The 22,364-nt window shown below is 69.3% G+C and carries 16 protein-coding genes and 1 pseudogene; 5 read left to right on the top strand and 12 right to left on the bottom strand.

Features of this window, described 5'->3' with window-relative positions:
• A pseudogene (locus HG543_RS34370) lies at positions 1–482 on the bottom strand (hypothetical protein); the annotation flags it as partial.
• 460 nt (positions 483–942) lie between these two features.
• Between HG543_RS34370 and HG543_RS34365 the strand changes: the two are divergent.
• Positions 943–1,836 carry an MBL fold metallo-hydrolase gene (locus HG543_RS34365; RefSeq protein ID WP_169349143.1) on the top strand — a complete coding sequence of 298 codons (894 nt, stop codon included), beginning with the start codon at positions 943–945 and terminating at the stop codon, positions 1,834–1,836.
• A gap of 26 nt (positions 1,837–1,862) precedes the next feature.
• Here the strand turns inward: HG543_RS34365 and HG543_RS34360 are convergent, their stop codons facing one another.
• Together HG543_RS34360 and HG543_RS34355 are read right to left on the bottom strand one after the other, a co-directional pair.
• Positions 1,863–2,810: an alpha/beta fold hydrolase gene (locus tag HG543_RS34360; RefSeq protein WP_169349142.1), complete on the bottom strand. Its 948-nt coding sequence runs from the start codon at positions 2,808–2,810 to the stop codon at positions 1,863–1,865.
• The gene (locus HG543_RS34355) at positions 2,804–3,517 is read right to left on the bottom strand and encodes a MerR family transcriptional regulator (protein WP_169349141.1); all 714 of its coding nucleotides are present in this window, start codon (positions 3,515–3,517) and stop codon (positions 2,804–2,806) included. The genes HG543_RS34360 and HG543_RS34355 overlap by 7 nt, the downstream gene beginning before the upstream one ends.
• 173 nt (positions 3,518–3,690) lie before the next feature.
• Here HG543_RS34355 and HG543_RS34350 point away from each other — a divergent pair, with 173 nt between their 5' ends.
• The 3 genes from HG543_RS34350 to HG543_RS34340 all read left to right on the top strand — a co-directional run bounded on the left by HG543_RS34350 (position 3,691) and on the right by HG543_RS34340 (position 9,507).
• Complete coding sequence (locus HG543_RS34350) at positions 3,691–3,987, top strand: putative quinol monooxygenase (RefSeq protein WP_169349140.1); 297 nt, start codon at positions 3,691–3,693, stop codon at positions 3,985–3,987.
• Positions 3,988–4,245: 258 nt separating this feature from the next.
• Positions 4,246–8,598 (top strand): carboxypeptidase regulatory-like domain-containing protein, encoded by a 4,353-nt coding sequence (locus HG543_RS34345; RefSeq protein ID WP_169349139.1) that lies wholly within the window; start codon positions 4,246–4,248, stop codon positions 8,596–8,598.
• 180 nt (positions 8,599–8,778) lie between these two features.
• Positions 8,779–9,507, top strand: coding sequence for a hypothetical protein (locus HG543_RS34340; protein ID WP_246357506.1), 729 nt, complete (start codon positions 8,779–8,781; stop codon positions 9,505–9,507).
• Positions 9,508–9,511: 4 nt separating this feature from the next.
• Here HG543_RS34340 and HG543_RS34335 read toward each other — a convergent pair whose 3' ends face one another.
• The 4 genes from HG543_RS34335 to HG543_RS34320 form a co-directional block, all read right to left on the bottom strand.
• Positions 9,512–10,756 (bottom strand): HlyD family secretion protein, encoded by a 1,245-nt coding sequence (locus tag HG543_RS34335; protein WP_169349138.1) that lies wholly within the window; start codon positions 10,754–10,756, stop codon positions 9,512–9,514.
• Positions 10,753–13,212 carry an ATP-binding cassette domain-containing protein gene (locus HG543_RS34330; protein ID WP_169349137.1) on the bottom strand — a complete coding sequence of 820 codons (2,460 nt, stop codon included), beginning with the start codon at positions 13,210–13,212 and terminating at the stop codon, positions 10,753–10,755. The genes HG543_RS34335 and HG543_RS34330 overlap by 4 nt, the downstream gene beginning before the upstream one ends.
• Positions 13,209–14,408 (bottom strand): serine/threonine protein kinase, encoded by a 1,200-nt coding sequence (locus HG543_RS34325; protein ID WP_169349136.1) that lies wholly within the window; start codon positions 14,406–14,408, stop codon positions 13,209–13,211. The genes HG543_RS34330 and HG543_RS34325 overlap by 4 nt, the downstream gene beginning before the upstream one ends.
• Before the next feature lie 103 nt (positions 14,409–14,511).
• Positions 14,512–14,682, bottom strand: a complete 171-nt coding sequence (locus HG543_RS34320) for a hypothetical protein (protein ID WP_169349135.1) — start codon at positions 14,680–14,682, stop codon at positions 14,512–14,514.
• 348 nt (positions 14,683–15,030) lie between these two features.
• On the opposite strand from HG543_RS34320, the gene HG543_RS34315 reads away from it, so the two are divergent.
• Positions 15,031–15,633 carry a hypothetical protein gene (locus HG543_RS34315; RefSeq protein WP_169349134.1) on the top strand — a complete coding sequence of 201 codons (603 nt, stop codon included), beginning with the start codon at positions 15,031–15,033 and terminating at the stop codon, positions 15,631–15,633.
• A gap of 129 nt (positions 15,634–15,762) precedes the next feature.
• On the opposite strand, the gene HG543_RS34310 is transcribed toward HG543_RS34315, so the two are convergent.
• The 5 genes from HG543_RS34310 to HG543_RS34290 form a co-directional block, all read right to left on the bottom strand.
• Entirely contained in the window at positions 15,763–16,326 is a 564-nt protein-coding gene (locus HG543_RS34310; protein ID WP_169349133.1) for an SRPBCC family protein, read from the bottom strand.
• Positions 16,327–16,495: 169 nt separating this feature from the next.
• Positions 16,496–19,474: an Ig-like domain-containing protein gene (locus HG543_RS34305; RefSeq protein ID WP_169349132.1), complete on the bottom strand. Its 2,979-nt coding sequence runs from the start codon at positions 19,472–19,474 to the stop codon at positions 16,496–16,498.
• Positions 19,475–19,597: 123 nt separating this feature from the next.
• On the bottom strand, positions 19,598–20,092 hold the full coding sequence (locus tag HG543_RS34300) for a DUF4114 domain-containing protein (RefSeq protein ID WP_169349131.1): 495 nt from the start codon (positions 20,090–20,092) through the stop codon (positions 19,598–19,600).
• 168 nt (positions 20,093–20,260) lie between these two features.
• Entirely contained in the window at positions 20,261–21,043 is a 783-nt protein-coding gene (locus tag HG543_RS34295) for a response regulator (protein WP_169349130.1), read from the bottom strand.
• Positions 21,040–22,323 carry a sensor histidine kinase gene (locus tag HG543_RS34290; RefSeq protein WP_169349129.1) on the bottom strand — a complete coding sequence of 428 codons (1,284 nt, stop codon included), beginning with the start codon at positions 22,321–22,323 and terminating at the stop codon, positions 21,040–21,042. The genes HG543_RS34295 and HG543_RS34290 overlap by 4 nt, the downstream gene beginning before the upstream one ends.
• Positions 22,324–22,364: the final 41 nt, after the last annotated feature.

The following is a 22,364-nucleotide window of genomic DNA, read 5'->3' as shown; positions in this document are numbered from 1 at the left end:
GGCGGAGGCGGGGTGGGCCGCTCCTGGGACTTCCGCAGGGCCGCGCTCAGCCTGCTCTCCAGCTCACGCTTCACCTCGGGAAAGGCGCGGTTGGGGCGGACGTTCCAGCTCTCCTCGGCCAGGAGCGTGCCGTCCTTGCCGTCGTAGACGCGGACCTCCACGTCCCAGCGTTTCGTCCCCTTCACCGAGGAGGTGATCAGCGCGTCCGCGCCGAGCTTCTCGGCCAGCGCCTGCCGCTGGTCATCCGTCTTCGGCCCGCCCCGGATGCGCTTCACCTGGGCATCCACGGTGCGTGCGGGTACCACCTCGCGCCCGCGCCCCTTCTTGCCCAGCTCCTGCATCAGCACCTTGCGCAGCGCCGCCCCCTGGCGGCCCTCCGGGCGCAGCACCGCCACCCGGGCTTTTTGCGCCTGCGCGGCCTCGGCCGGGAGGGAGAGGACCAGCGCCAACACCAGCAACACCCACCCCAAGGCGCGGCTCACAGGGCCACCTCCTCGGAGCAGACGGGCGGAGTGGGAACGGCCGGGAGGACATGGACGAAGGGACGGGAACGCATGAGTGCTCGGCTTCCAGGGGCGAGACGGGGACTGTCTCATATCAAGCAAGGGAAGGGCCAACCTCCTGGAACGTACCGGACGCATGGGGGCCCTGTAGAGGGGGGAGGGCGCGGCGGACCCGTGGGATGGGCGTCCGGACACGCCCACGTCCGGGTACTTGCTGGATGAACGTCTGCCTCGGAGGCCTGCTTGCAAGCGGTCCTTCCACTGCCCAGGACCGTGTCTACACGTACCGGGTGCAGGTCGGCTCCACGACCATCGAATACAGGGTGTCGCTCAGCCCTGACGGCCGGGTGTCCTCCTGGCTCCTGCTGCCGGGTTAGGTGGAGGACGGATGTGGGGCTATGAAAGGACCACTGTGCGCCTATCGCCGGAGCCCGCCCGCATGAAGTCGCTCCTCGCCGCCGCCGCCGCTGTCGCCCTGGTGCCGTCGCTCGCGCCCGCGCAGGAGCGCGACTTCTCCAAGGTGGAGGTGAAGGCCACGCCTGTCGCGGGCAACGTGCACATGCTCCAGGGCGCCGGTGGAAACATCGGCGTCTCCGTCGGCCCGGATGGCCTGCTCATCGTGGATGACGAGTTCGCGCCGCTCGTCGAGAAGGTCCGTGCGACGCTGCGCACGCTGGGCAGGGGCCGACTCGCATATGTGCTCAACACGCACGTGCACAGCGATCACACGGGCGGAAACGCCGTTCTGGGGCGGGAGGCCACCATCGTCGCGCACGAGGCGGTGCGCACGCGCATCTCGCGGGAGCGCACGCGCCGGGGGCAGACGCTACCTCCCGCGCCGAAGGAGGCCTGGCCGGTCATCACCTTCACGCAAGGGATGAGCCTCTGGTTCAACGGCGAGGAGATTCGAATCACCCATCTGCCCTCGGGTCACACGGATGGCGACAGCACGGTGCACTTCGTAAGCAGCAACGTCTTGCATACGGGGGACCACTTCTTCGTGGATCGCTTCCCCGTCATCGACCTGGAGGCGGGCGGCAGCGTGGAAGGCTACCTGCGCAACGTGGAGGGAGTGCTCGCGAGGCTGCCGTCCGGCGTGCGCATCATCCCGGGCCACGGCGCGCTCGCCGGGCGCGAGGAGCTGGAGCGCTTCGTCGCCATGCTCCGGGAGACCGTGGGGCTCGTGCGTCAGAAGAAGGCCGCCGGCAAGACGTTGGAGCAGGTGAAGGGCGAAGGGCTGCCGGAGAAGTACAGGAGTTGGGGCGAGGGCCACGTGAAGACGGACACGTGGCTGGAGACCGTCTACAAGAGCCTGGGCGCGACGAAGGGCTGACCTGCTTCGAACGAAGCACCAGGCGACTACGGGGCCGCGCGAACATCCCCCGTCGTTCCACCGCCGGCCCGTCGTGCCCGCTCCTCGCCGCGCCGCACGACCGCGGCGATGTGGTCGGCGAGCCGCTCCCAGAGGCCAGGAGGGAGGTCGTGCCCCATCCCCTCGATGAGTACGAGCTCGGCACCGGGAATGGCGGCCGCCGTGGCGCGCCCGCCGCTGGGGTCGCACAGCGTGTCGGCGAGCCCGTGCAGCACGAGCGTCGGCACATCGAGCGCGCGCAGCCGTGGAGTCCGGTCGCCGGACGCGACCGACGCGACGCCCTGGCGCGCGATAGCGGCCTCGTCGTGGCCGCGGTCGTACGCGAGCCCGGCCCGCTCGGCCACCGCGGCCAGGTCGGTGGGAAACGCAGGTGAGCCGACGATTCCGGTCGTACGCAGGGCACGTGCGACGACCTCCTCGCGCGTGTGGGCGGGAGGCCCCCCGAACACCGCCTTCATCGTCGCGGGATGCACCTGCCCGACGGCCATGTCGCCGGTCGTGGACATCATCGACGTGAGCGAGCGCACCCGCTTCGGGTGCTCGATGGCGACGGTCTGCGCGATCGCGCCACCCAACGAGGCCCCCACGACGTGCGCGGCGTCGACCTTCAGCACGTCGAGCAGGCCGACCGCGTCGGCGGCCATGTCGGAGAGGGTGTACGAGACCGATGAGAAATCGCCCCTGAGCGTCGCGGGCAGGTCGGCGGGCGGGGCATCGCGCAGATGCGTGGAGCGTCCCGAGTCGCGGTTGTCGAAGCGCACGACATGCAGGTCGCGTTCGACGAGCGCCTGGAGGAAGCCGAGCGGCCAGTGCACGAGCTGGGCGGCGATGCCCATCACCAGCAAGACCGTCGGGTGTGCCGGATTGCCTTGCTCCTCGTAGGCGATGTCGAGGCGGGAGGGACCGACGCCGGTCGCGATTCGTTCGTTCAGCATGACTCGTTCTCCGACTCGTGAAGGCAGGCGAGGGCCTGGTCGAGATACCGGAACAACTCGGGGTCCCATCCGGCGAGGTCCTTGGGGGGATCCACCTGGCGCAGGAGCGCGAGCGCATCCAGCGTCGCACGATCTCCGTTGGCGAATTCGAGCAGCCGCGCCTGCGCCACGCGGGCCACGGCACGGACACGTGGTGTCGAAGGGGCGTCGCCCGCCTCCATGCAGGCACGAAGCTCGTTGCCGAGCGCGCGCCAGCGGGACTCGACGTCGCCGGGTGCCTCATCGTCCGTGCCGCGCGCCTCGATGTGGCGGACGACGCGCGACATTGCCTCGATCGCGGCGAGCGCGTCGTCGGGTTCGATGATGCGGTCCGCCTGCGCGCACGCGTGGTCGAGGAGCGTGCGAAGCTGCCCGAGCCGCTGAAGCTCGGCGTCGACGCGGTCCAGGTGGGAACGCAGGATGTCGCCGAGCGAGGCGCCATCGTCCTCGAGCATACGTCCGACTTCCTCGAGCGGCAGTCCCAGGTCGCGCAGCGTGCGGATGCGGAAGATGCGTTGTACGTCGTGCTCGTCGTAGAGCCGCTGGCGCCCTTCCGTCCGCGCCGCGGGTGCGAGCAAGCCGATGTGTTCGTAATGATGAAGGGTGCGCACCGTCAGTCCGGTGGCAGCCGCCAGCTCGCCGATCCGCCAGCGTCGTCCGCTCCTCATGCGTTCCTCCATGGGCGCGAGACGGTACAACCTGACGCTACGTCAGGTGCAAGGGGAGGGGACACGACTCCATGGAGCGATGACCTCGCAGGTAATCGAGCCGCTTCGCGTTCTGTGTCAGACCTTGTGACTGGCGCCGCCCGGCCCGGCCAATCCCCGAGGAGACGTGTCCCATGTCCGTGACCTATGTGATCGAGTTCGACGTCCGAGAAGGCCAGCGAGAGACGTTCCTGAAGCTGCTCGGCGATGTGCTTTCGAACATGAAGCACGAAGAGACCTACCGAGCCGCCGCGCTGCACGTGAGCCCCGACAACCCGTCGCGGTTCCTGCTGGTGGAGACCTGGGCGGACCATCAGGAGGTGCTCGACGTCCAACTGCACCGCCCGTACCGACGAGAATGGCACGCCGCCCTGCCGGAGCTGCTGGAAGGCCCACGGCGCATCTCCATGTGGTCACCGGTCTATACGTGACATGAAGCGCTCCTCCCATGGGATGAAGGCTCTATCGCGCTCCGGTCGGTCCATCGCCCCCGCGCCGGGTGGCCGTGGCCGGCCCCCGTGCGCAAATCGCACGGACCCCCGCACGAAGACGCCTCACGGTGCAGCTCCAGTAGGCCCCTTTCCCCGCCCGTGCAGCTGAATCCTTCTCCAAACACGAGCCGCCTTCTCGCGGGGTAACCCCATTGCCTTTGCCACCTGTCCACCCGGGCAGGTGGCGGAGAAGGTGACATGAAGCGCCTCATACGCAGTCGTGGAGGCCAGTGCGCCGTGGTGTTCGCGCTCCTGGCCCTCCTGTCGTTCCCCCTCCTCGCGGCCTCCACGAGCCCCGCGGCGGCCCCCACGCCCCGGGCGGCCGACCCGAAGCAGAAGACGAGCGCGTGGCTCATCCTCAAGCAGAAGGCCGACCTGAGCCGCGCCTCCACCATCCAGGACTGGAATGCCCGCGGGCGCTTCGTCGTCGAGCAGCTCCAGGCCACGGCCCGTACGAGCCAGGCCGGGCTGCGCGGTGAGCTGAACCTCCAGGGGGTGAGCCACCGTCCCATCTGGATCATCAACGCCATCCGGGTGGACGCGGATGCCACCACCCTCAAGGAACTGGCCCGGCGGCCCGAGGTGGACCGGATCGTTCCGGATGTGCCCTTCCACATTCCCAAGCCGCGGCCCGGCGTCGCCCCGGGCCCGGGTTTCACCGATTGGAACATCGAGCGGATCCGCGCCCCCGAGGCCTGGGGGGCGTTCGGTTCCCGGGGCGAGGGCATCACCGTCGGCAGCATCGACAGCGGTGCCCAGTTCGACCACCCCGCGCTCGCGCGCCAGTACCGTGGGCGCCGGGCGGACGGCACCGTGGACCACAACTACAACTGGTTCGACCCCTCCAACGTGTGTGGCAGCCCCTCGCAGGTGCCCTGTGACAACAATGGTCATGGCACCCACACGATGGGGACCATCGTGGGAGACGATGGTGAGCCGGGTCCCCACCAGATTGGCGTGGCCCCCGGCGCGCGCTGGGTGACGGCCAAGGGGTGCGAGGAGCAGTCCTGCTCCGTGGAGGCCCTGCTGGCCTCCGCCCAGTGGATGCTGGCCCCCACGGACCTGTCGGGCGGCAACCCACGCCCGGACCTGCGGCCGCAGCTCGTCAACAACTCCTGGTCCGGCGGGCCGACGGACCCCTTCTTCCGCGACGTCGTACAGGCCTGGATTGCCTCGGGCATCTTCCCCGTCTTCGCCATCGGGAACGACGGGTCCGCGTGTGGCTCGGCGGGCATTCCGGGCGCCTATCCGGAGTCCTACAGCGTGGGCGCCTTCGACACCAACGAGGCCATCGCCGGGTTCTCCGGACGCGGCCCCTCGGCCTTCGGGGGCATCACCAAGCCGGACATCACGGCGCCGGGCGTCTCGGTGCTCAGCAGCGTGCCGGGAGGGGACTATGCGTTCTTCGACGGTACCTCCATGGCGGCCCCCCACGTCGCGGGCACGGTGGCGCTGATGTTGTCCGCGGCGCCCGCGCTCGTGGGCGACGTGGCCGGCACCCGCGCGCTGCTCGACGCGTCCGCGGTGGACCGGGAGGACCTGACCTGCGCGGGCACCGCGGAGGACAACAATGCCTGGGGCGAGGGCACGCTGGACGCCTTCGCGGCGGTGCAGCTCTCGCCACGTGGCCCCACGGGCGTGCTCACGGGCGTGGTGACCGATGCCTCCGGCTCCCCGCTGGCGGGAGCCCGCGTCGAGGTCACCGGCTCCTTCGGCCGGAGCACAGTCACGGACGACACGGGCCGCTACTCCCTGGTGCTCCCGGTGGGCACCTACCGGGTGACCTTCAGTCGCTTCGGCTCCGAGACGGTCGCGGTGGACGGCGTCGTGGTGAGCGACGGCGGCACCACGGTCCAGGACATCGTGTTGCCCTCCGTGCCCTCGTACACCGTCACCGGCCGCGTCACCGACAGTGACGGCGCCCCCATTCCCGGCGCCACCGTCACCGTGCTGGACACGCCCCTGTCGACCCTCGTCACGGGGACAGACGGCCGGTACGTATACGACGGCGTCCCGGTGGGTGAGTATGACGTCCGGGTGGAGGCGGGCGGCTGTTTCGAGCCCGTCACGCGGCGCCTGGTGGTGGCGGGACCGACGACGCTGGACTTCACGCTGCCCTCGCGCTCGGACGCGTATGGCTACTTCTGCCGCCTCCAGAGGCCCCGCTACATCGAGGCCACCACGGTTCTCCCGCTGTCGGGCGACGACGCCACCGTCGAGGTGGCCCTGCCATTTTCGATCCTCTTCTACGGCCGGCCGTACACGCGGGCCTTCGTGTCGACCAACGGCCTGGTTTCCTTCCAGGAGTCGGCCGCCCAGTACCTGAACACGCCCGTCCCCAACGCCGCGGCGCCCAACGCGGCCATCTACGCGCTGTGGGATGACCTGTTCGTCGACGCGTCGGCCAGTGTCCGCGTCCTGGAGCAGGGCACGGCGCCCAACCGGCGGTTCATCATCGAGTGGCGGGACGTCGCCTTCGTCGACGACCCGTCCCTGCGCGTCAGCTTCGAAATCATCCTCCATGAGAATGGAAACGTGCTGCTTCAGTACCGGGGCCTCGACGCGGGCGGGCTGGAGCGGGGGGGCTCGGCGACGGTGGGCATCGAGAACGAGGCGGGCACCGTCGCGCTGCAGTTCTCGTCCGAGACGCCGTCGCTGCGCGACGAGCGGGCCATCCTCTTCGATCTGCCGCCCTACGGCGTCGTCCTTGGCACGGTGACCGACGCGAACGACGGACTGCCACTGGTGGGCGCCAGGGTGCGCGCGCTGGTCGGAGAGCGCGTCGTCCGGGAGACCACCAGCGCCGAGGACGGCCGATGCGTCCTCCAGTTGCCACTGGGGACGTACACGCTCCAGGTGAGCGCGCCGAACTACCTCACCGCGACGGGGCCCGTCACGCTGACGTACGACCGGCAGGCGACCCTCCGGAACTGGGCGCTGCGCACGGCCCGCGCGGAGGTGGCCCCGGCCATGCTCGAGTTCATCGTCCCACAGGGCCAGCGGCGGACCCGGACGCTGACGCTGAGCAACACGGGCTCGGTCGCCCTGGACTGGGAGTTGTTCGAGAGCGGCGGGGGCAGGGTGGGGGTCACCTCGCTGCACGGACAGGCTCGCAACCTGAAGGCGGACCCGAACAGCCGCTCCCTGCGAGGGCTCCAGGGTGTCGCGGCGCTGCCCGGCTGGACGGCGACGCTGGCGGGCGACGTGCTCAAGAGCTGGCCCGCCACAGGGCTCGAGCTCCCCTGGGGCGTGGGCTTCACGGGCAACGTGTGGCTCTCCGATCCAATCGCGGGCATCAACCACGAGTTCACCGAGGACGGCGGCGCCACTGGACGCACCTGGCCAGTGCCGTGGACCGAGGGCTGGCCCGCGGACATGGCGTATGACGCGGGCCGCGGGCTGATGTGCCAGCTCGCCGTGGGTGGAGACAATGGCATCCACTGCTGGAACCCGGCCACGGGTCTCGAGGAGGACGCCATCGCCGGCACCTTCCCCTGGACCAGCATCTCCCAGCGCGGTCTGGCCTACCGGCCCGATGACGACACCTTCTACGTGGGCGGCTGGAACGAGGGCATCATCTACCACGTCAAGGGCCTGTCCCACCCGGACCGGGGCGCCGTCATCGGGCAGTGCAGCCCGCCCGACGGTCGCATCTCCGGCCTGGCGTGGAACGCGTCCTTCGGCGTCCTCTGGGTGGCGACCCAGAGCCCGACGGACACCCTCTACGAGGTGAACCCGGAGACCTGCAACGTCCTCGGCTCGCTGGCGCACCCGGAGCCGGACTTCAGCGGCGGTGGCCTGGAGCTGGATGCCGCGGGCAACCTGTGGATGGTGAGCCTGAACAGCGGGCGCGCGTACCTCGTGGAGAGCGGCGTGCCCACCTTCGAGGACGTGCCGTGGCTGTCGGCACAACCCACCAGCGGGCGCCTGGGGATGCGGCGGAGCCAGAACATCACCGTTACCATCGACACCACCGGCCTGGAGCCGGGCGTCTACCTCGCCACGCTGTACGTGCGCGGCAACAGTGGGCGGCGGCCGGTGGTACCGGTGCCGGTGAGCCTCATCGTCCCCGCCTACCAGCAGGCCGTGAACGCGGGCGGCAGCCGTCATGTCGACACGCTCGGGGACCCGTGGGCGCAAGACCAGCAATACGTCACCGGCGGCTGGGGTTATCTGTCCGGCTCCGACGGGATTCTCACGGACGCGCCCATCGCCGGGACGGTGGAGGACCCGCTCTACCAGAGCGCCCGGAGGGGCTTCGTCGAGTACCGCTTCGACAACATGCCTTCCGGCGTGTACGCCGTCGACCTGCGCTTCGCGGAGATAGAGGGGCTGAGCCGCCTGCAGCGCCTGGCGGACGTGGTGGTGGAGAACTCGCTGCTCCTGCCGGCGCATGACATCGCCAACGAGGTGGGCCAGAGCACCGCGGACGACCACGCCTTCCTGCTCCCCGTCACCGATGGACAGCTCGTCCTGCGGCTCATCCCCCGTCAGGGCTTCAACATGCCGCTCATCAACGCCGTCCGGCTGACGCAGCGGCCGGACCGCTGAGCACCGGGCGAGTGAGGGCATCGCCGGCGGGGGAGAAGCCCGCCGGCGATGCCGGCGCGGCGCTTGTCCCCGCGGCTTCTCTCAGGCCTCGGACCGCGCGGATTCCGGACAGGGAACGATTGATGGACCCCAGGTGTCCCGAAAGGTCACTCCTGGAGGTCCATCCTGCTGACGCTCTTGATGCTGAGCCTGGTCGCCGCGCCTCCCGCGACGGAGGTGGCGATCGAAGTATTCGTCCCGCTGTGCGACAGCGCGCTGATTGCTTGTGGCCGCGGCGGCGCGGGCGATCCCCGCTCGCTGGAGGCGAACCTCTACTGGGGGGCTGCCTACGGAGCGGAGCGCTTTCTCTCCCGGGCTACCGGGTTCACGGTGCGGAGCCGCGAGGATGGCCCCTCGGGCTCCGCAGTGCTCCGCGAGCTCGTCATCGAGCGAGCGGCCGCCCGGGGTGAACGACCGGTCCGGCTGTTGCTCCGTGCGTATGCGGGAGACCGGATTGACACCGCGCTGGAGGACTTCCTGCGCGCGGCCGCGGGCGCGAGTCAGGCCGACCTCGTGGTCTGGGCCGGACATGACCGGCTCATGGACCGCTCGCCGCCCGAAATCCCGCCGCTCCCCGGTGCCACGCCGAGGCCCGTCGCCGTGCTGGCCTGCATGAGCGAGCAGTACTTCGGACCGGTGCTGCAACCCCTGGGAGCCCGGCCGGTCGTGCTCACCCGGACCATGATGGCGCCCGAGGCCTATCTTCTCGAAGCGTTGGCCTCCGCCGCCGCGCGGCACGGTCCCTCGGACACGGCGGCCCTGCGCACCGCATTGGTGGAGGCCTATGCCCGTTACCAGCGCATCACGCGCCGGTCGGCCAGCTCGGTCTTCTCCAAGGTGGACGCTGCTGGTGGGGCGCAGCCGCGATAGCTCATCACCCGTTCGAACTGGCGGCCGGGGGTGGCCGGGGCGGGGAGTTCTGCTCGAAGCGGTCGAAGAGCTTCGTCAGGACGAACTCGTAGAGCCGCAGCTGCCCGGTGACAATCTCACCTCGTACCTTGTAGCCCGGGCGGACCTCGAACGGGTGGGGCGGGGGCAGGTCCACGATGGCGAAGAATTCGTTGGCATCGTTCGGTGGGGACACGTAGCGGACGCGCCCCTCGAGCACCCCGTAGCGATGGAAATGAAACGCGTCCACCTTGAGGTGCGCCGGTTGGCCCGCCAGCACTCGCTTCACCTCGTCCTGGGTCAGCTTGAACTTCGCGTACAGCGCGGCCCCCTCCTCCAGCACGGGTGTCACCTCGACCAGGATTTCTCCCGCGAGGAGCCGGTCGCTGCTCGCCTTCGTGTTGTGGACGTAGCGGACGGTGCCGCGGATGTCCGCGCGCACCTCCTGCCTGGCCGCGAGCCGGATGCGCAGCTCCTTCTCCTCGCGCTGCTTCTCCAGCTCCCTGCGCAGCTTGTTGGCTCGCTCGAGCAGCGAGAGCCGCGCCGCCTCCGCGCCGAGGAGCTCCAGCTCGATACGTGTGAGCTCGTCGCCCTGGGTGTCCCCGAGCTTCAGCCCCGCCGCCTCCTGCTCCCGCCGAAGCCTCTGCAGCTCGGTGGCGGCGCTCCGCGTCTCCAGGACGCCACGGTAGTCCGCCTCGTGCTCCTCCTTCGAGAGCAGCCCTCGCTCGTACAGCCCGCGGCTGCGCTCCGCCTTCACCTCCGCCAGCGCCTGCTTCTCCCGGGCGAGCTCCAGCTGGCGGGAGAACGCGCCCAGGCTCTCGCGGGCCTGGGCCTCCTCCACGCCGTGCCTCCGCCGCAGGATGGCGAGCTGGCGGCGGTGCCGCACGGCCCGCTCGCTCGCGTTGTCAATCTGCTCCACCACCGTTCGCAGCTCCTCCTCCAGGGACAGGGAGTCCGCCTCCGCCTTTCGCGCGGCGGCATCGACCTCCTCGTTGCCCAGGCGCATCAGGAGCTGTCCCTCCTGTACCGCGTCGCCCTCGCTGACGTACTGGGCGACCACCCGCACCTCGTACGGTGCCTTGTGGACGGAGCGGGGCCGGTTGGAGAGCACCTCTCCCTCGCGGATGCGCACGACGGCATTCACCTCCACCGTCGCGAAGAGCACCACCCCGAGGCCGAAGCTCCCCATGAGCAGGGCAAACATCCTCCGGATGAGGCCGAGGCCGCTCATGCCACCTCCCGGGCCAGGGTGCCGTCCGTCGCCGCCTCCTGGATGCGCCCGCCGCGCAGCAGGACCTTGCGGCTCAGGTGCAGCTCCTCCACGGACTCGTGCGAGATGAAGAGCATCGCCTTGTCGCCAATCTCTCCCAGCAGCCGGGCGATAGCGGCCTTCGACTCCTGGTCGATCCCCCGGAATATCTCGTCGAAAATCAGGACGTCTGCATCCGAGAGCAGGGCGCGCAGCACCAGCACCTTGCGCCGCTGGCCGGTGGACAGGTTGCGCCCCCCTTCCTCGATGAGCCGCTCCAGGTGGTCCGGGTGCTGGACGAGGCAGTCGTAGAAGCCGATGCGCTTCGCCAACTCCACGATGCGCCCCGTGCCGTGATTCCGGCCGAAGGTGATGTTGAAGCGCAGCGTCTCGTTGAAGAGGGTGTCCTCCGCGGAGACCAGCACCACCCGGCGCCGCAGCGCCCGCTCGCCGACGAGCTCACGCGGGACGTCGTTGACCAGCACCGTCCCACTGGAGGGCTGCTGGAGTCCGGCCAGCACTCTCACCAGGGTGGACTTCCCGCTCCCGTTGGCCCCCAGCAGGAGCACCTTCTCCCCCCTGCGCAGCGTCAGGTCCACGCCTTCCAGGACGCCCTGGCCCGAGGGGTAGCGGTAGGTGAGCCCCCGCGCCTCCAGCACCTCCACCCGCACTTCCTCCTCCGGTGCGTGCGGGGCGCGGCGGGCCGCGGCCTCACCGAAGTCGAAGTAGCGCCGCAGAATCACGAGGTTCTCCTGCAGCGAGAGGTTCTCCTCGAGCAGCGTGGTGAAGGAGGAGAAGATCTTCGCCGACAGGGAGATGAAGGTGAGGAGCTGTCCGAGGGTGACGGTCTGCTGGGCAATCAGCCCCCGGGCGCACAGCAGGATGAGCACCAGCGAGGCGGCCGTGGTGACGAGGGCGACGGCCGCGGTGCTGGCGAGGTCGAGCAGCTTCCCCTTGCGCTGCGTCTCCAGGTAGCGCCCCGCCTGGGCTCCCATCCGCGCGTTGAAGCGTGGCTCCAGGTTGAAGGCCCGGATGGGCTGGGCTCCCTCCAGCCCTTCCACCATGCAGGAGAGCAGGTCGGCCTTGTTCCGGAATCGCTCGTGCTCCAGCCGCCGCAGCGCTGGCGTCACCGCCACGAGGAGGGTGCTCAGCACCAGCAGGGTCAGCAGCACGAGCGCGGCGGCCTGCCAGTTGAGCACGAACAACACGACGAGCGCGTTGAGCGAGACACAGGCGTTGACGAGGATTCGTGAGAAGTAGCTGGTGAAGAAGCTCTTGAGTTTGAGGCTGTCGCTGATGCGTTCGAGCAGGTCCCCCCGCGTGAAGGAGCGCAGGTACTGGATGCTCCCCGTCAGCATCCGCTCCCCGAAGCGCAGCAGGAAGTAGCGGTCCAGCTCCAATCCCAGGTGCACCGAGACGTACCGGGTGTACACCCCCATGAGGATGTCGAAGAGCCTGAAGAGCCCCAGGCCCACGATGAAGGTGGCCAGCACTCCGAAGTCGAACTGGGGGATGATTTCGTCAACGAGCAACTGGTTGACGAAGACCGCGGTGTGCGTCGTCACGGACGAGAGCACGGCGGCCAGGAGGAAGAGGTACCAGATGCCACGCAGCGCGCCGAGCTCCTTCAGCAGCCGCCAGAGGGGATGGGCCGGCGTCTCGTCAGGCACCTGCCGCTCGGCCCTCGTGGCTGGCGGCCGCACCACGAGCACCACGGGCGCCGCCAGCATCCGCTTCTCCTGACTGCCCTCCACCACGCGGAAGCGCTGGGGAACGGACGAGAGCTGCTGGTGCTGGACCAGGTCGGCGAGGAAGGCCCGCTCGGCCGCCTCGTCCTTCAACCCGAAGTTCTGCTTCACGTAGCCGAAGTAGAGCAGCTTGTTGTACAGCGCCGCGACCTCGGCCTCGCTGGGGGGCGTGGCCGGCTGGAGCCCGTGCTTCTCCAGTTCCTCTCGCACCTGGCCCCAGATGAGGCCGCGCCACAGCTCCTCCGTCAGGGGCACCTGGACGGTGTGCGTGCACCGGACGAAGTCCGCCACCGTCCAGCGCTCCACCTGCCCGTGTGTGGGATTGAGGATGCGCAGCCGCCCTCCCTCCACCCCGTCGACCACCACGTAATGCAGCAGTCCGGTGTTCCGCAGGCGCACCGTGGCCAGACAGGGGGCGGCCTCGCCCAGCTTCCTCTCCAGCCCCGCGGCATCGCTGACGTCCAGCGGTTGCGTGCGCACCCCGAAGCCGTGCTCCTGGAGAAACGCCTTGATGCTGTCGAGGCGCAGCCCCTCGGCGGCCAGGGGGAGGGCAGCGGCAATGGCCTCGCGATTCATGGGGACGCCGAGCCGCTCGCAGAGCGTCTTCACCGCGCTGATTCCGCAGTCGTTGCTCCGCAGCTGCGGGTCCACCTTCGGACGGGCACGGCGCGGCCATCCCCCGAGGCTCATGGGCGGACGCGCTCCCCGGTCCGGACGGGCCGTGCGCCGCGCCGCCGCGCCGCGCGCCAGCTCTCCAGCATCTCCACGGCGCTGGGGAAGCGCTCCTCCGGGGCCTTCGCGAGGGCTCGCTCGATGACGTCGGCGAGGGCCGCCGGGATGCGCTCGCCCCCGGGCGTCCACACCGCGCGAGGGGCGGGCTGGTTGCGGATGGCCTCCGCGAGACGGCTCCACAGCACCCCCTTCGAGAAGGGCTCCTGCCCCGTGAGGACTTCGTGGAGCAACACTCCCAGCTGGAACACCTCCGAGCGCATGTCACCCGGGCGGCTGCTGATGCTGAGCGAGCCGGGCTCGATGCGCTCGGGGGGCATGAAGCCGGGAAGGCCGCCGTGGGGAACGGAGGCCGCCTCCGCCGGGTCGCCGATGCGCCGGGAGAGACCGAAGTCGATGAGCTTCACCCGGTGCTCGTCCGTGAGCATGAAATTGCGCGAGTGGACATCGCCGTGCAGGAAGCCGTGGCGGTGCAGATGGGCCAGCGCGGCGAGTGCCTCGGCGCCGATGCGCTCCCGCTCCCGCAGGGACAGGGAATCCTCCGACATGGCCCGGCGAATCGGGGTGCCGCCGGCGTACTCCAGCGCGGCGTAGCAGGGGTCTCCGGGGTGGAAGGCCAGCAGGCGACAGACATTCTCATGCGGGGCCAGCCCGGCCATGAAAGAGAACTCCCGCTCGAAGAGCTCGAGCTCACGCCTCGCCCTGGGCCCCCGCAGGATGAAGACCTTGAGCACGACGGGCATCCCGGTGCCCACCTGCCGCGCGTGATGGAGCGCCACATCTGGCTTCTCCACGATCAGCTCTCCAACGCGGTACTCACCAAGCACCTGCCCGGGGGTGAGCGCCCAGTTGGACTCCTCCCGGAGGTCCGCCTCCGCGGAGCGCAGCAGGCCGGCGCGCCGCATGCGCTGGAAGAAGGTCCGCACCGTGGCGGCGATGGCCTCCGGGGAACACCCCGCCTGGCGCGCCAGCTCCTCCAGTGCCTCCGCCTCTGCTCGTGGCTGCCTGAACAGCTCCAGGTAGCTCTTGATGACGTGGTTGACCAGGTAGCAGTACTGGTGGGCACGCGTGTCCACCACGGTGAAGCGCTCGCCAGGGTTTGCGCTGGTGCTCGCGTCCGGGTCACCGAGAAGATTCGAGTTCTCACCCTCACTCAAAGATTGGAGCTCGAAGTACTCCGGAAAAATGTAGAGACGTTGTCGTGTCATGACCGAAACAGGGGGCGGGATGTGCCAGGGGAAGGCTGTTCTTCAGCCCGCGCTACTTACAGCCAGACTTCCAGGAGCAGCTCTTGCTCTTGCTTTTGCTCTTGCAGGTCTTGCTCTTGGACTTGCTCTTGCTGCCGCAGCTCTTCCCGCCGGCCTTGAACTCCAGGACGCGGTCCATCTGCGCTTCGGTCAGCTCATTGAGAATATTGGAAAGGTTCAGCATTGGGGTTTGTCTCCAGGAAGGGATTGGTGGTGGGTATTTCGAATAGAGGTGCCGTGGCGCACCCCGCCCTCGATGCGACCCGCTCTGTATCGCATCGCGGCGGCAAGCTATCAGTGGCCCTCTAGGGCCATAACCGTCCCCGAGGCTCACCATGCGGCGCATATTATGCAATTGCTGCTCAGCTACATCGCGCCGCGTCGCGCCCTCGAATGCGGCCCCGGCAGCGAGTGTGTAGAGCCGCACGTCAAAGTCATACACGGGGGCTTCACATCCGTGGCGACTCGCTCGAGCGCCTTCTCTGAGTTCGGGGGGCGGCGCGATAGCTCAGCGGTCGGCTAGAGTGGCGGGATGAACGCTCGCTTCCTGCTGCTGCTCTTCGCGCTGATTCCCTTCGCTGGCTCGGCCCAGGAAGGGGAGCCGAAGCCCGGGATGTACGAAATCTTCATCGTCGGCGGTGGAAAGACAGAGGCCGAGGCGCGGGCCGCCATCGACAAGCTGAAGGAGAAGGTCCTCTGGGTGCGCCTCGTGGACGGTAGTGGCTACGTCGGGGTCCACGCGTCGGATGACTTCCCCGGCCTCAAGAAGGGGCTGCACATCGCCGTGCTCGGGATGTGCCGCGCGGGCAAGGGCGCGGACAACAGCGACCTGCTCAAGGCCCTGAAGGCGCTGGCGCCGGGGACGTACTCCAAGCGCATCAAGGGGCAGTACGGCGACCCGTGCCCGCCGTCGGGCGCCTTCACGCCGCCGGACGCGGAGGAGAAGCCGTACCTGGACCGCATCGGGAAGGAGCCGAAGTCGGCGGACGCGTTCTACGCCTATGCCCTGTACCTCAAGGAGAGCTCGCGCCTGAAGGAGGCCCAGGTCATGGCGGACCATGCGCTGGAGCTGGCCCCCCAGCACGAGGACGCGAAGGCCCTCGCGCAGATGCTCATGGTGCTGCTGACGGACTGAGGAGCGGGCGCTCATGACTCGAGCTTCCTGTAGATGAGGAGGCCCGGCTCGTACCCGCGTCCAAAGAGGTGAGTCGCTCTCGATACGAAGCCTGCCCGTTTTCCTGGCAGGCCTTTTCCGGCGCGGGGACTACCGCGCCTGGGCCTGCGCGGGCGGGGGGAGCTTCTTCGCCTCGGCCTGCGCGGCGGTGTCGAGCGCGGCGAGGCCCTGCTCCATGCTCTTGCCGATGAAGCCGTCCATGAAGGGCGACATCAGCTTGCCCATCAGCGTGTTCGGCCCGGCCATGGTCCACGTGACGCGGGTGCCCGTTCCGGAGGGCTCCAGCTTGAAGGTCGCCTGGTTCCTGGCGGCGAAGGGCTTGATGAACACCAGCTCGATGTTGACGAGCTCGCCGGGCCTGCTCTCCAGGATGGTCATCCGGCCCTCGCCGACGTTGTTGTTGCCCTTGTACGCATAGACGGCGCCCGCGCCGGAGGTCGGGCCCTCGTAGCTCCTCGCCACGTTCGGGTCGAGCTTCTCGTAGGGCGACCACTCCACCCACCGATGGAAGTCGTTGATGAGCGCGTAGGCGGCATGCGGGGGCGCGTTGATCTGGCCACTCCGCTCGACGTGGAAGTGGTCGGGCCGCGTGGCGACGAAGAGGACCACCGCGGCGACGAGGACGATGACGACGATTCCGAGGATCTTTGCCATGTCGGGACTCCTATGAACCCTGTCTCCACACCGGCGACGAAAAGGGTCCGGAGAAATCGACATGGCGGCGAAATCTTTTTCGGGGCGCGCCCAACCCGAGGAATTCCACGCGCTTGGCGCGGTGCCCCGGACCCGCGAGGTCAGGGTCCGGGGCACGCGGCGGCCGGGGCTACTCGTAGGTGGTCGCGGACAGGTACGTGACGCTCCCGTCCGATGACGCGCGAATCCAGGTCGCGGCGGCGTTTCCGAAGGGGCTGGTCGCCACCTGGAAGTCCTGCGGGCTGTCGCTCACGTTGGAGTCGAAACACGTGGCGGAGGACCAGCCCGTGCCGGGCACGTACTGTCGAGTACAGACGGGCGCGTACGCGCCCCCGTTCCGGCCGTACAGCACCATGGCCTTGCCCGAGGGGAACACGCCGAGGTTCGGGTCCCCGCCGCGGAGGAGCTCCTCGAGCAGCACCGGCGGCTGCCAGCCCGAACCCTTCACATAACGCGCGGAATACAGCGCGAAGTTGTCCTGGCGCCAGATGACGAACGCATTGCCGTTCGCGTCCATGGCCACACGGATGGAGTTGAAGTCGGCGTGTCCCGTCGTGTGGAGGGGAACCTCCCGCGTGTCGAAGCCCATGCCGACGCTGAAGGTGTTCGCGTGCAGCCGGACGACCTCCGTGCCGTTCTCGCTGGACCTGCGGGCCCAGACGGCCACGCCCGTTCCATCCGCGCTCAGGGCCAGCCGGGGCCACTGGCCCACCTGGCTCTCGACGCGCGTCGGCGTGCTCCAGCCAATCCCGGGGACGTACCGCGAGGAGTGGAACACGGTGCCGGCCTCGGACCACACCACCACGCCGTTGCCCTCCGAATCCACCCCGAGGTCATAGCCGTTCCACGAGGCGGTCCAGGTCGGCGGGGGGATGACGCGCACGACGGACGGCGCTTCCCAGTCCGAGCCGCTGGAGAACGGCTGCACCCACAGCGAGGCCCCCGTGGTGGAGTCATTCTCGGTCCAGAGCGCGAGGGCGCGCCCGTCGTGGGTCGCCACCACGCGGGGGTCCACCGTCTGCTGCCCCGTGTTCCCACCCAGCCGCTGCGGCACGCTCCAGCCCTGGACGCCGCTGCCGGAGTCCGTGCCGAGAATGCCGTAGACACGGAGGTGCCCGTCGTCCACGTGCCCCGAGGTCACCACGGCGAGGGGCCTTCCGTCGGACAGGCTCGTGAGCACCGGCGTGGGGCCAAACCCGCCGAAGACGCCTTCACCCACGGGCTGCGCCGCCTCCCAGCTCTCGCCGAGCCGGTGGCGCCGCGCCCGGAGGCCGTTGTCGACATACATCACCGTCGCATCACCGGCGGCGTTCATGGTGAGCGTGGGCAGGCGCGCCCGGGTCCCCGACAGGGACCGCGCGGAGGTCCAGAAGGGCTCGCGGATCCGGTAGCTCCAGGTGTGGCTGGCGGCCATCACGTTCCCGGCGACGTCCCTCACGCCGGAGAGGGTGAAGTCCACCTGCGCACCGAAGGCCGGCCGCTGCGTCAGCGAGAAGGTACACGTGCTCGTGGCACAGCTCACCGGACCCGTAGACACCTCGCGGCCATCCACGAGGACGCGGAGCGAGGCCGGCGTCACGGTGGAGGTGTCGAGCGTCGACTCGTTGAACGTCACCTCGATGTCGTCCCAGGGCGAGACGGCGGGCCAGTCCGCGGGGGGATTCGTGGACACCACGCGCGGCGGCGTCACGTCCACGATGAAGCCGTTGGACCTCCGCCAGCCCGAGATGTTCCCGGCGCCATCCACGGCGCGCACGCAACTGTAGTAGCGCTGCTCGGACAGGGGCCCCACCGCGACGTCCGCGGACGGCGCATTGCCGACACCCTGGATGCTGCTCGCATCGCCGGGGCACGACGCGGTGGACGTCACCGCGAGCTCGTAGTGGTGGATGCCCACCGCGTCGCTGAAGCCGGACCAGCGGGCCGCCACGCGCGTGGCGCGGTTCTGGTACTCGACGTCCGCGCCGGAGAGCCCGTCCGTCACCACGGCGGACAGCTCGGAGGGCGCCGTGCTGTCCTCGACGTACGTCAGCGCCGGGGAGCAGGCCGAGACGTTGCCGACCGCGTCCCGCGCCCTGGCCACATAGGCCGAGCTGCTGTTGTCGCTCACGGAGAGCGACAGCGAGACCAGGCCCTGGTTGTCGGCGGTCCGCGTGGCGAACTCCGCTCCGGCGCACGACGTGCCGGCGAAGAAGCGCACCTCGGCCCCGGGCTCGGTGGTGACCTGGAGGACCGGCGTGGTGTGGTTGGCGGGAGAGACGGGCGTGGTGGCCAGCGCGGGCGCCGCGGGCGGGGTGCTGTCCTCGCGGTACGTGGGGCCCACGGTGCAGGCCGACGCGTTCCCCGCCGCGTCGGACGCGGACACATGGGTGGCGGTGACGCTGTCGTCGGGGACCTGCATGCGTAGGGAGAACGTGCCGGTCGCATCCGCCACCTGGGTGGCGGCGGGCGTGCCGGAGCAGGTGGCCGCGAAGTAGAGCCGGACGGTGGCCCCGGCGGCCGTGCTGCCCAGCAGGAGGGGGGCGTTGTCGTTGGCGGTCTCCGAGGGAGACAGCCGGAGATTCGAGACGCTCGGCGGAGTGCTGAGCTCACGATAGGTGACGCCCTGCGACGAGCAGGGCGAAGTGTTGCCGGCGGCGTCGATGGCCAGCCCGTGGAAGGACGTCCACGAGTCGTCGGCCACGGTCACCGGGATGGAGGCCTGGCCTTCGGTGTTCGCGGAGGCCTCTCCGGCGATGGCGCCGGAGCAGCCGGCCACGGTGTAGAGGCGCACGCGCGCCCCGGGCTCGGTCCGGACCAGGATGCGCGGCAGGTTGTCATTCGCGGGTGAGACCGGCGAGGTGCCGAGGAGCTCCGGCGCGTCGGGCGGCGTGACGTCCGTGGGGCCCGCGTCGGTGGAGCCCGCGTCCTCCGCTCCCGCATCCGGGAGGCCGGCATCCTGGCCCGCGTCCCCCGGGCCTCCCGTGCCGGAGTCCCGCTCCGTGTTCGTTCCGGCATCGTCCGGGCTCGGGCCATCCGGCGTCCCATTGCCAGAGCCCCCACATGCGGTCACCAGCCACCCACTCACGGCCAGCGCCGTGAGCCACCTCCACGAAATTCTGCGTCCCATATGCTCCTTTCAAGGAGCTTTCCTCTCGCAAAGGCAGCCGGGCGCATCAACTTGAAAATCAAAGTATCGGAGGAGGTGAGGCCCTGGGTTCAGCATCAACCCAGGGTGGGTGGTCGTGAGACCTCAGGGAGCCGGGGGCAGCTTGTTGATGAGGATGACGGCGTCGTTGTAGCTGCGGTTGCCGCCCGAGGTGATGTCCTCCCAGCCCACGACCCAGACATTCCAGTTGTCCTGGGGCGACGCGATGAGGGCATGGGGCGTGCGCTGGCCATGGCTCCAGACAGTCTGGTACTGGGACGGGCCGAAGACGACGTTGCCATACGTGCTCGTCGACAGGCGGGCATAGGCCTCGGCGGGCAGCCAGCTGCTGCTCAGGCTCTTCGTGGTGACGCTGCTGTTCGTCTGCTGATAGACGTCCATGTTGAGCAGCGTCTTGGAGAAGAAGACGTTGAGGTCGCCATGGGCCCAGAGGGTGCACTGGAGGCGGCCGCTCGCGGTCGACACCATGAAGCAGGAGTCCGTCGACTCGTCACCGCCGAGGCGCCCGTAGATCTGCTGCACGTAGGTGACGAGGAAGAAGACAATCTCCCGGTTCCCCTGCACCCGGCCCATCTTCACGCGCCGGTCCTCCTCGGTGATGGTGGCGGTCGGGTTCCTTCCGGCGATGAGGCGGCCCTGGGGGTCGAAGGCGCTCGCCTTGTAGTCGGGAATGCCGTCGCTGATTCCCGAGCGCTCGCATCAAGATATCGCATGTCCCGGACAGCCTGGGTTTCCCAGGATATTGCCTTACACGGAAATCAATCCCTTGCGGATGCCCTCGGTGACGGCCTCCACGCGGTTGGTCACCTCCAGCTTGCGGTAGATGTGCTCCAGGTGCGTGCGGATGGTGGCCTTGCTCAGGTTGAGCAGCCGGGCCGCCTCGCTGTTGGAGACGCCCTTGGCGATGAGCTGGAGGATTTCCCGCTCGCGGTCCGACAGGGGCTTGAGCATCGGCTCCTGCGACGACGGAGCCTGGGCCGTGGCCTCCTCCTCGGCGGCGCGCTCGGGCGCGGAGGGTGGGGCGGCCACGGGCTCGGTGGGCACCGGGCTGGCATCCGGGTCCACTCGGAAGTGGCGCAACAGCCGGCGGGCCAGGTTGGGCTGGATGACGGTGCCGCCCGCGCGCACCTCCTTGATGGCCTCGATGATCTTGTCCACCGGGGCGCCCTTCAGGAGGTAGCCCGAGGCGCCGGCCTTCACCGCCTCCAGCACTTTGTCCTCCTCGTCGAAGATGGTGAAGATGAGGATCTCCATCTTCGGGAAGCGCGCCTTCACCTCGCGCGTCACGTCGATGCCGCTCATGCGCGGCAGCCCCAGGTCCAGCAGGAGCACGTCCGGCATCGTCTTGGGCACCTCCTCCAGCGCCGCCTCGCCGGACAGCGCCGTGCCCACGATGTCGATTTCGGTGTGCCCCTCGAACAGGCGGAGCTGGTTCTTCAGGATCTTCGTCTGGTCCTCCACCACGAAGACGCGGATGGGAGGAGACGACGGCACGGCGGGAGGCGTGGCGTCCACGGGGGCTCCGGTCAAGACGGACTGCAGGGAAGGGAGAAGGCGACCTGGGCTCCGGCGCCCGGCGCCGAGTCCACGATGAGCTGGCCGCCGAGCTTCATCGCGCGCTCGCGCATGTTCAGCAGGCCGTAGTGCCCGCGCGGCGTGCGGCTGGGGTCGAAGCCCTTGCCGTCGTCGCGGACGATGAGGTGCACCGCGTCCTCGCTGAAGTCGAGCCGCACCTGGACGCTCTTCGCGTCCGCGTGCTTCACCGCGTTGGACAGGCACTCCTGGAGGATGCGGAACAGCGCGAGCTGCGCGTCCGGGGACAGCTTGCGCGGCATGCCCGTGCGCTCGAAGCGGATGTCCATCCCGGTGCGCTCGCGGAACGTCTTCGCGTAGTCCTCCAGGCCCTGCGACAGCTCGAAGTCCTCGCGCATCATCCGAAGGTTGCGCCGCAGCTCCTCGATGGACTCCTCCGCGGTGACCTTCAGCTCGCGAATCTCCGAGCGCAGCCCGTCCTCGCGCGCGAGGTTCAGGATGTACTCAGCCTGGATGATCATCGACGAGAGCGACGCGCCCAGGCCGTCATGGATTTCCCGCGCCAGCCGGTTGCGCTCCTCCACCACCGCCAGCTCCTTGAGGTCTCCCTGGAGGGACACCACCTCGCGGTGCGCGGCGGCCTCGCGCTCGTTCAGGTACACCAGCACGTAGACGATGATGAAGTTGAGCGCGAGGTACCAGAGCAGCGTCAGCAGCTCCACCGCCGTCACCGAGCGGTTGAGCAGCAAGTCCAGCCGCGTGGTGATGGGCAGGGCCAACAGCGGCGGCAGGATGGCCAGCGGCTTGGGATAGAGGATGGAGAAGAGGGTGGTGAAGAGCAGCTGCGTCGCCAGCAGCGGGCTCTGGAGGCCGCCGCCCACCTGGGGCTTGGCGATGAGCACCACGGTGATGATGAGGTCCAGGCAGAGGGTGATGTACGTCACCCAGCGGCCGGCCCGGGGATGGTCGATGACGAGCAGGTTCGCGACGCTGTAGAGCAGCATCGTGAAGTAGCCCACGAAGGAGAACGGGCCGGTGAGGCCGAAGTAGCCGCTCCAGGCGGGCACCGCGAGGATGAGCAGGCCCAGCGTCAGGAACATCATGCGCGCGTAGAAGAGCGCGCGGGCCCTGGCGACGAAGCGGTCCTGCTCCCAGGAGGCGGTGGCCTGCTCGGCGGACACGCTGTCCGTCAGCTTGCGGCGCTCCAGCACCTCCCGCACGCGGGCGCGCAGGTCGTTCGCGGGGGTCTCCTCGCCCAGGGCGAGATTCGTATCCATCGGGGCGGCAGCTTACGGGAGCCAGCGGGCTGTCTCTAATA

It is taken from the genome of Pyxidicoccus fallax (assembly GCF_012933655.1).
In the GTDB taxonomy this organism is placed as follows: domain Bacteria; phylum Myxococcota; class Myxococcia; order Myxococcales; family Myxococcaceae; genus Myxococcus; species Myxococcus fallax.
The sequence above is the reverse complement of the archived record's forward strand: the minus strand, read 5'-3'. Positions and strand labels throughout refer to the sequence as shown.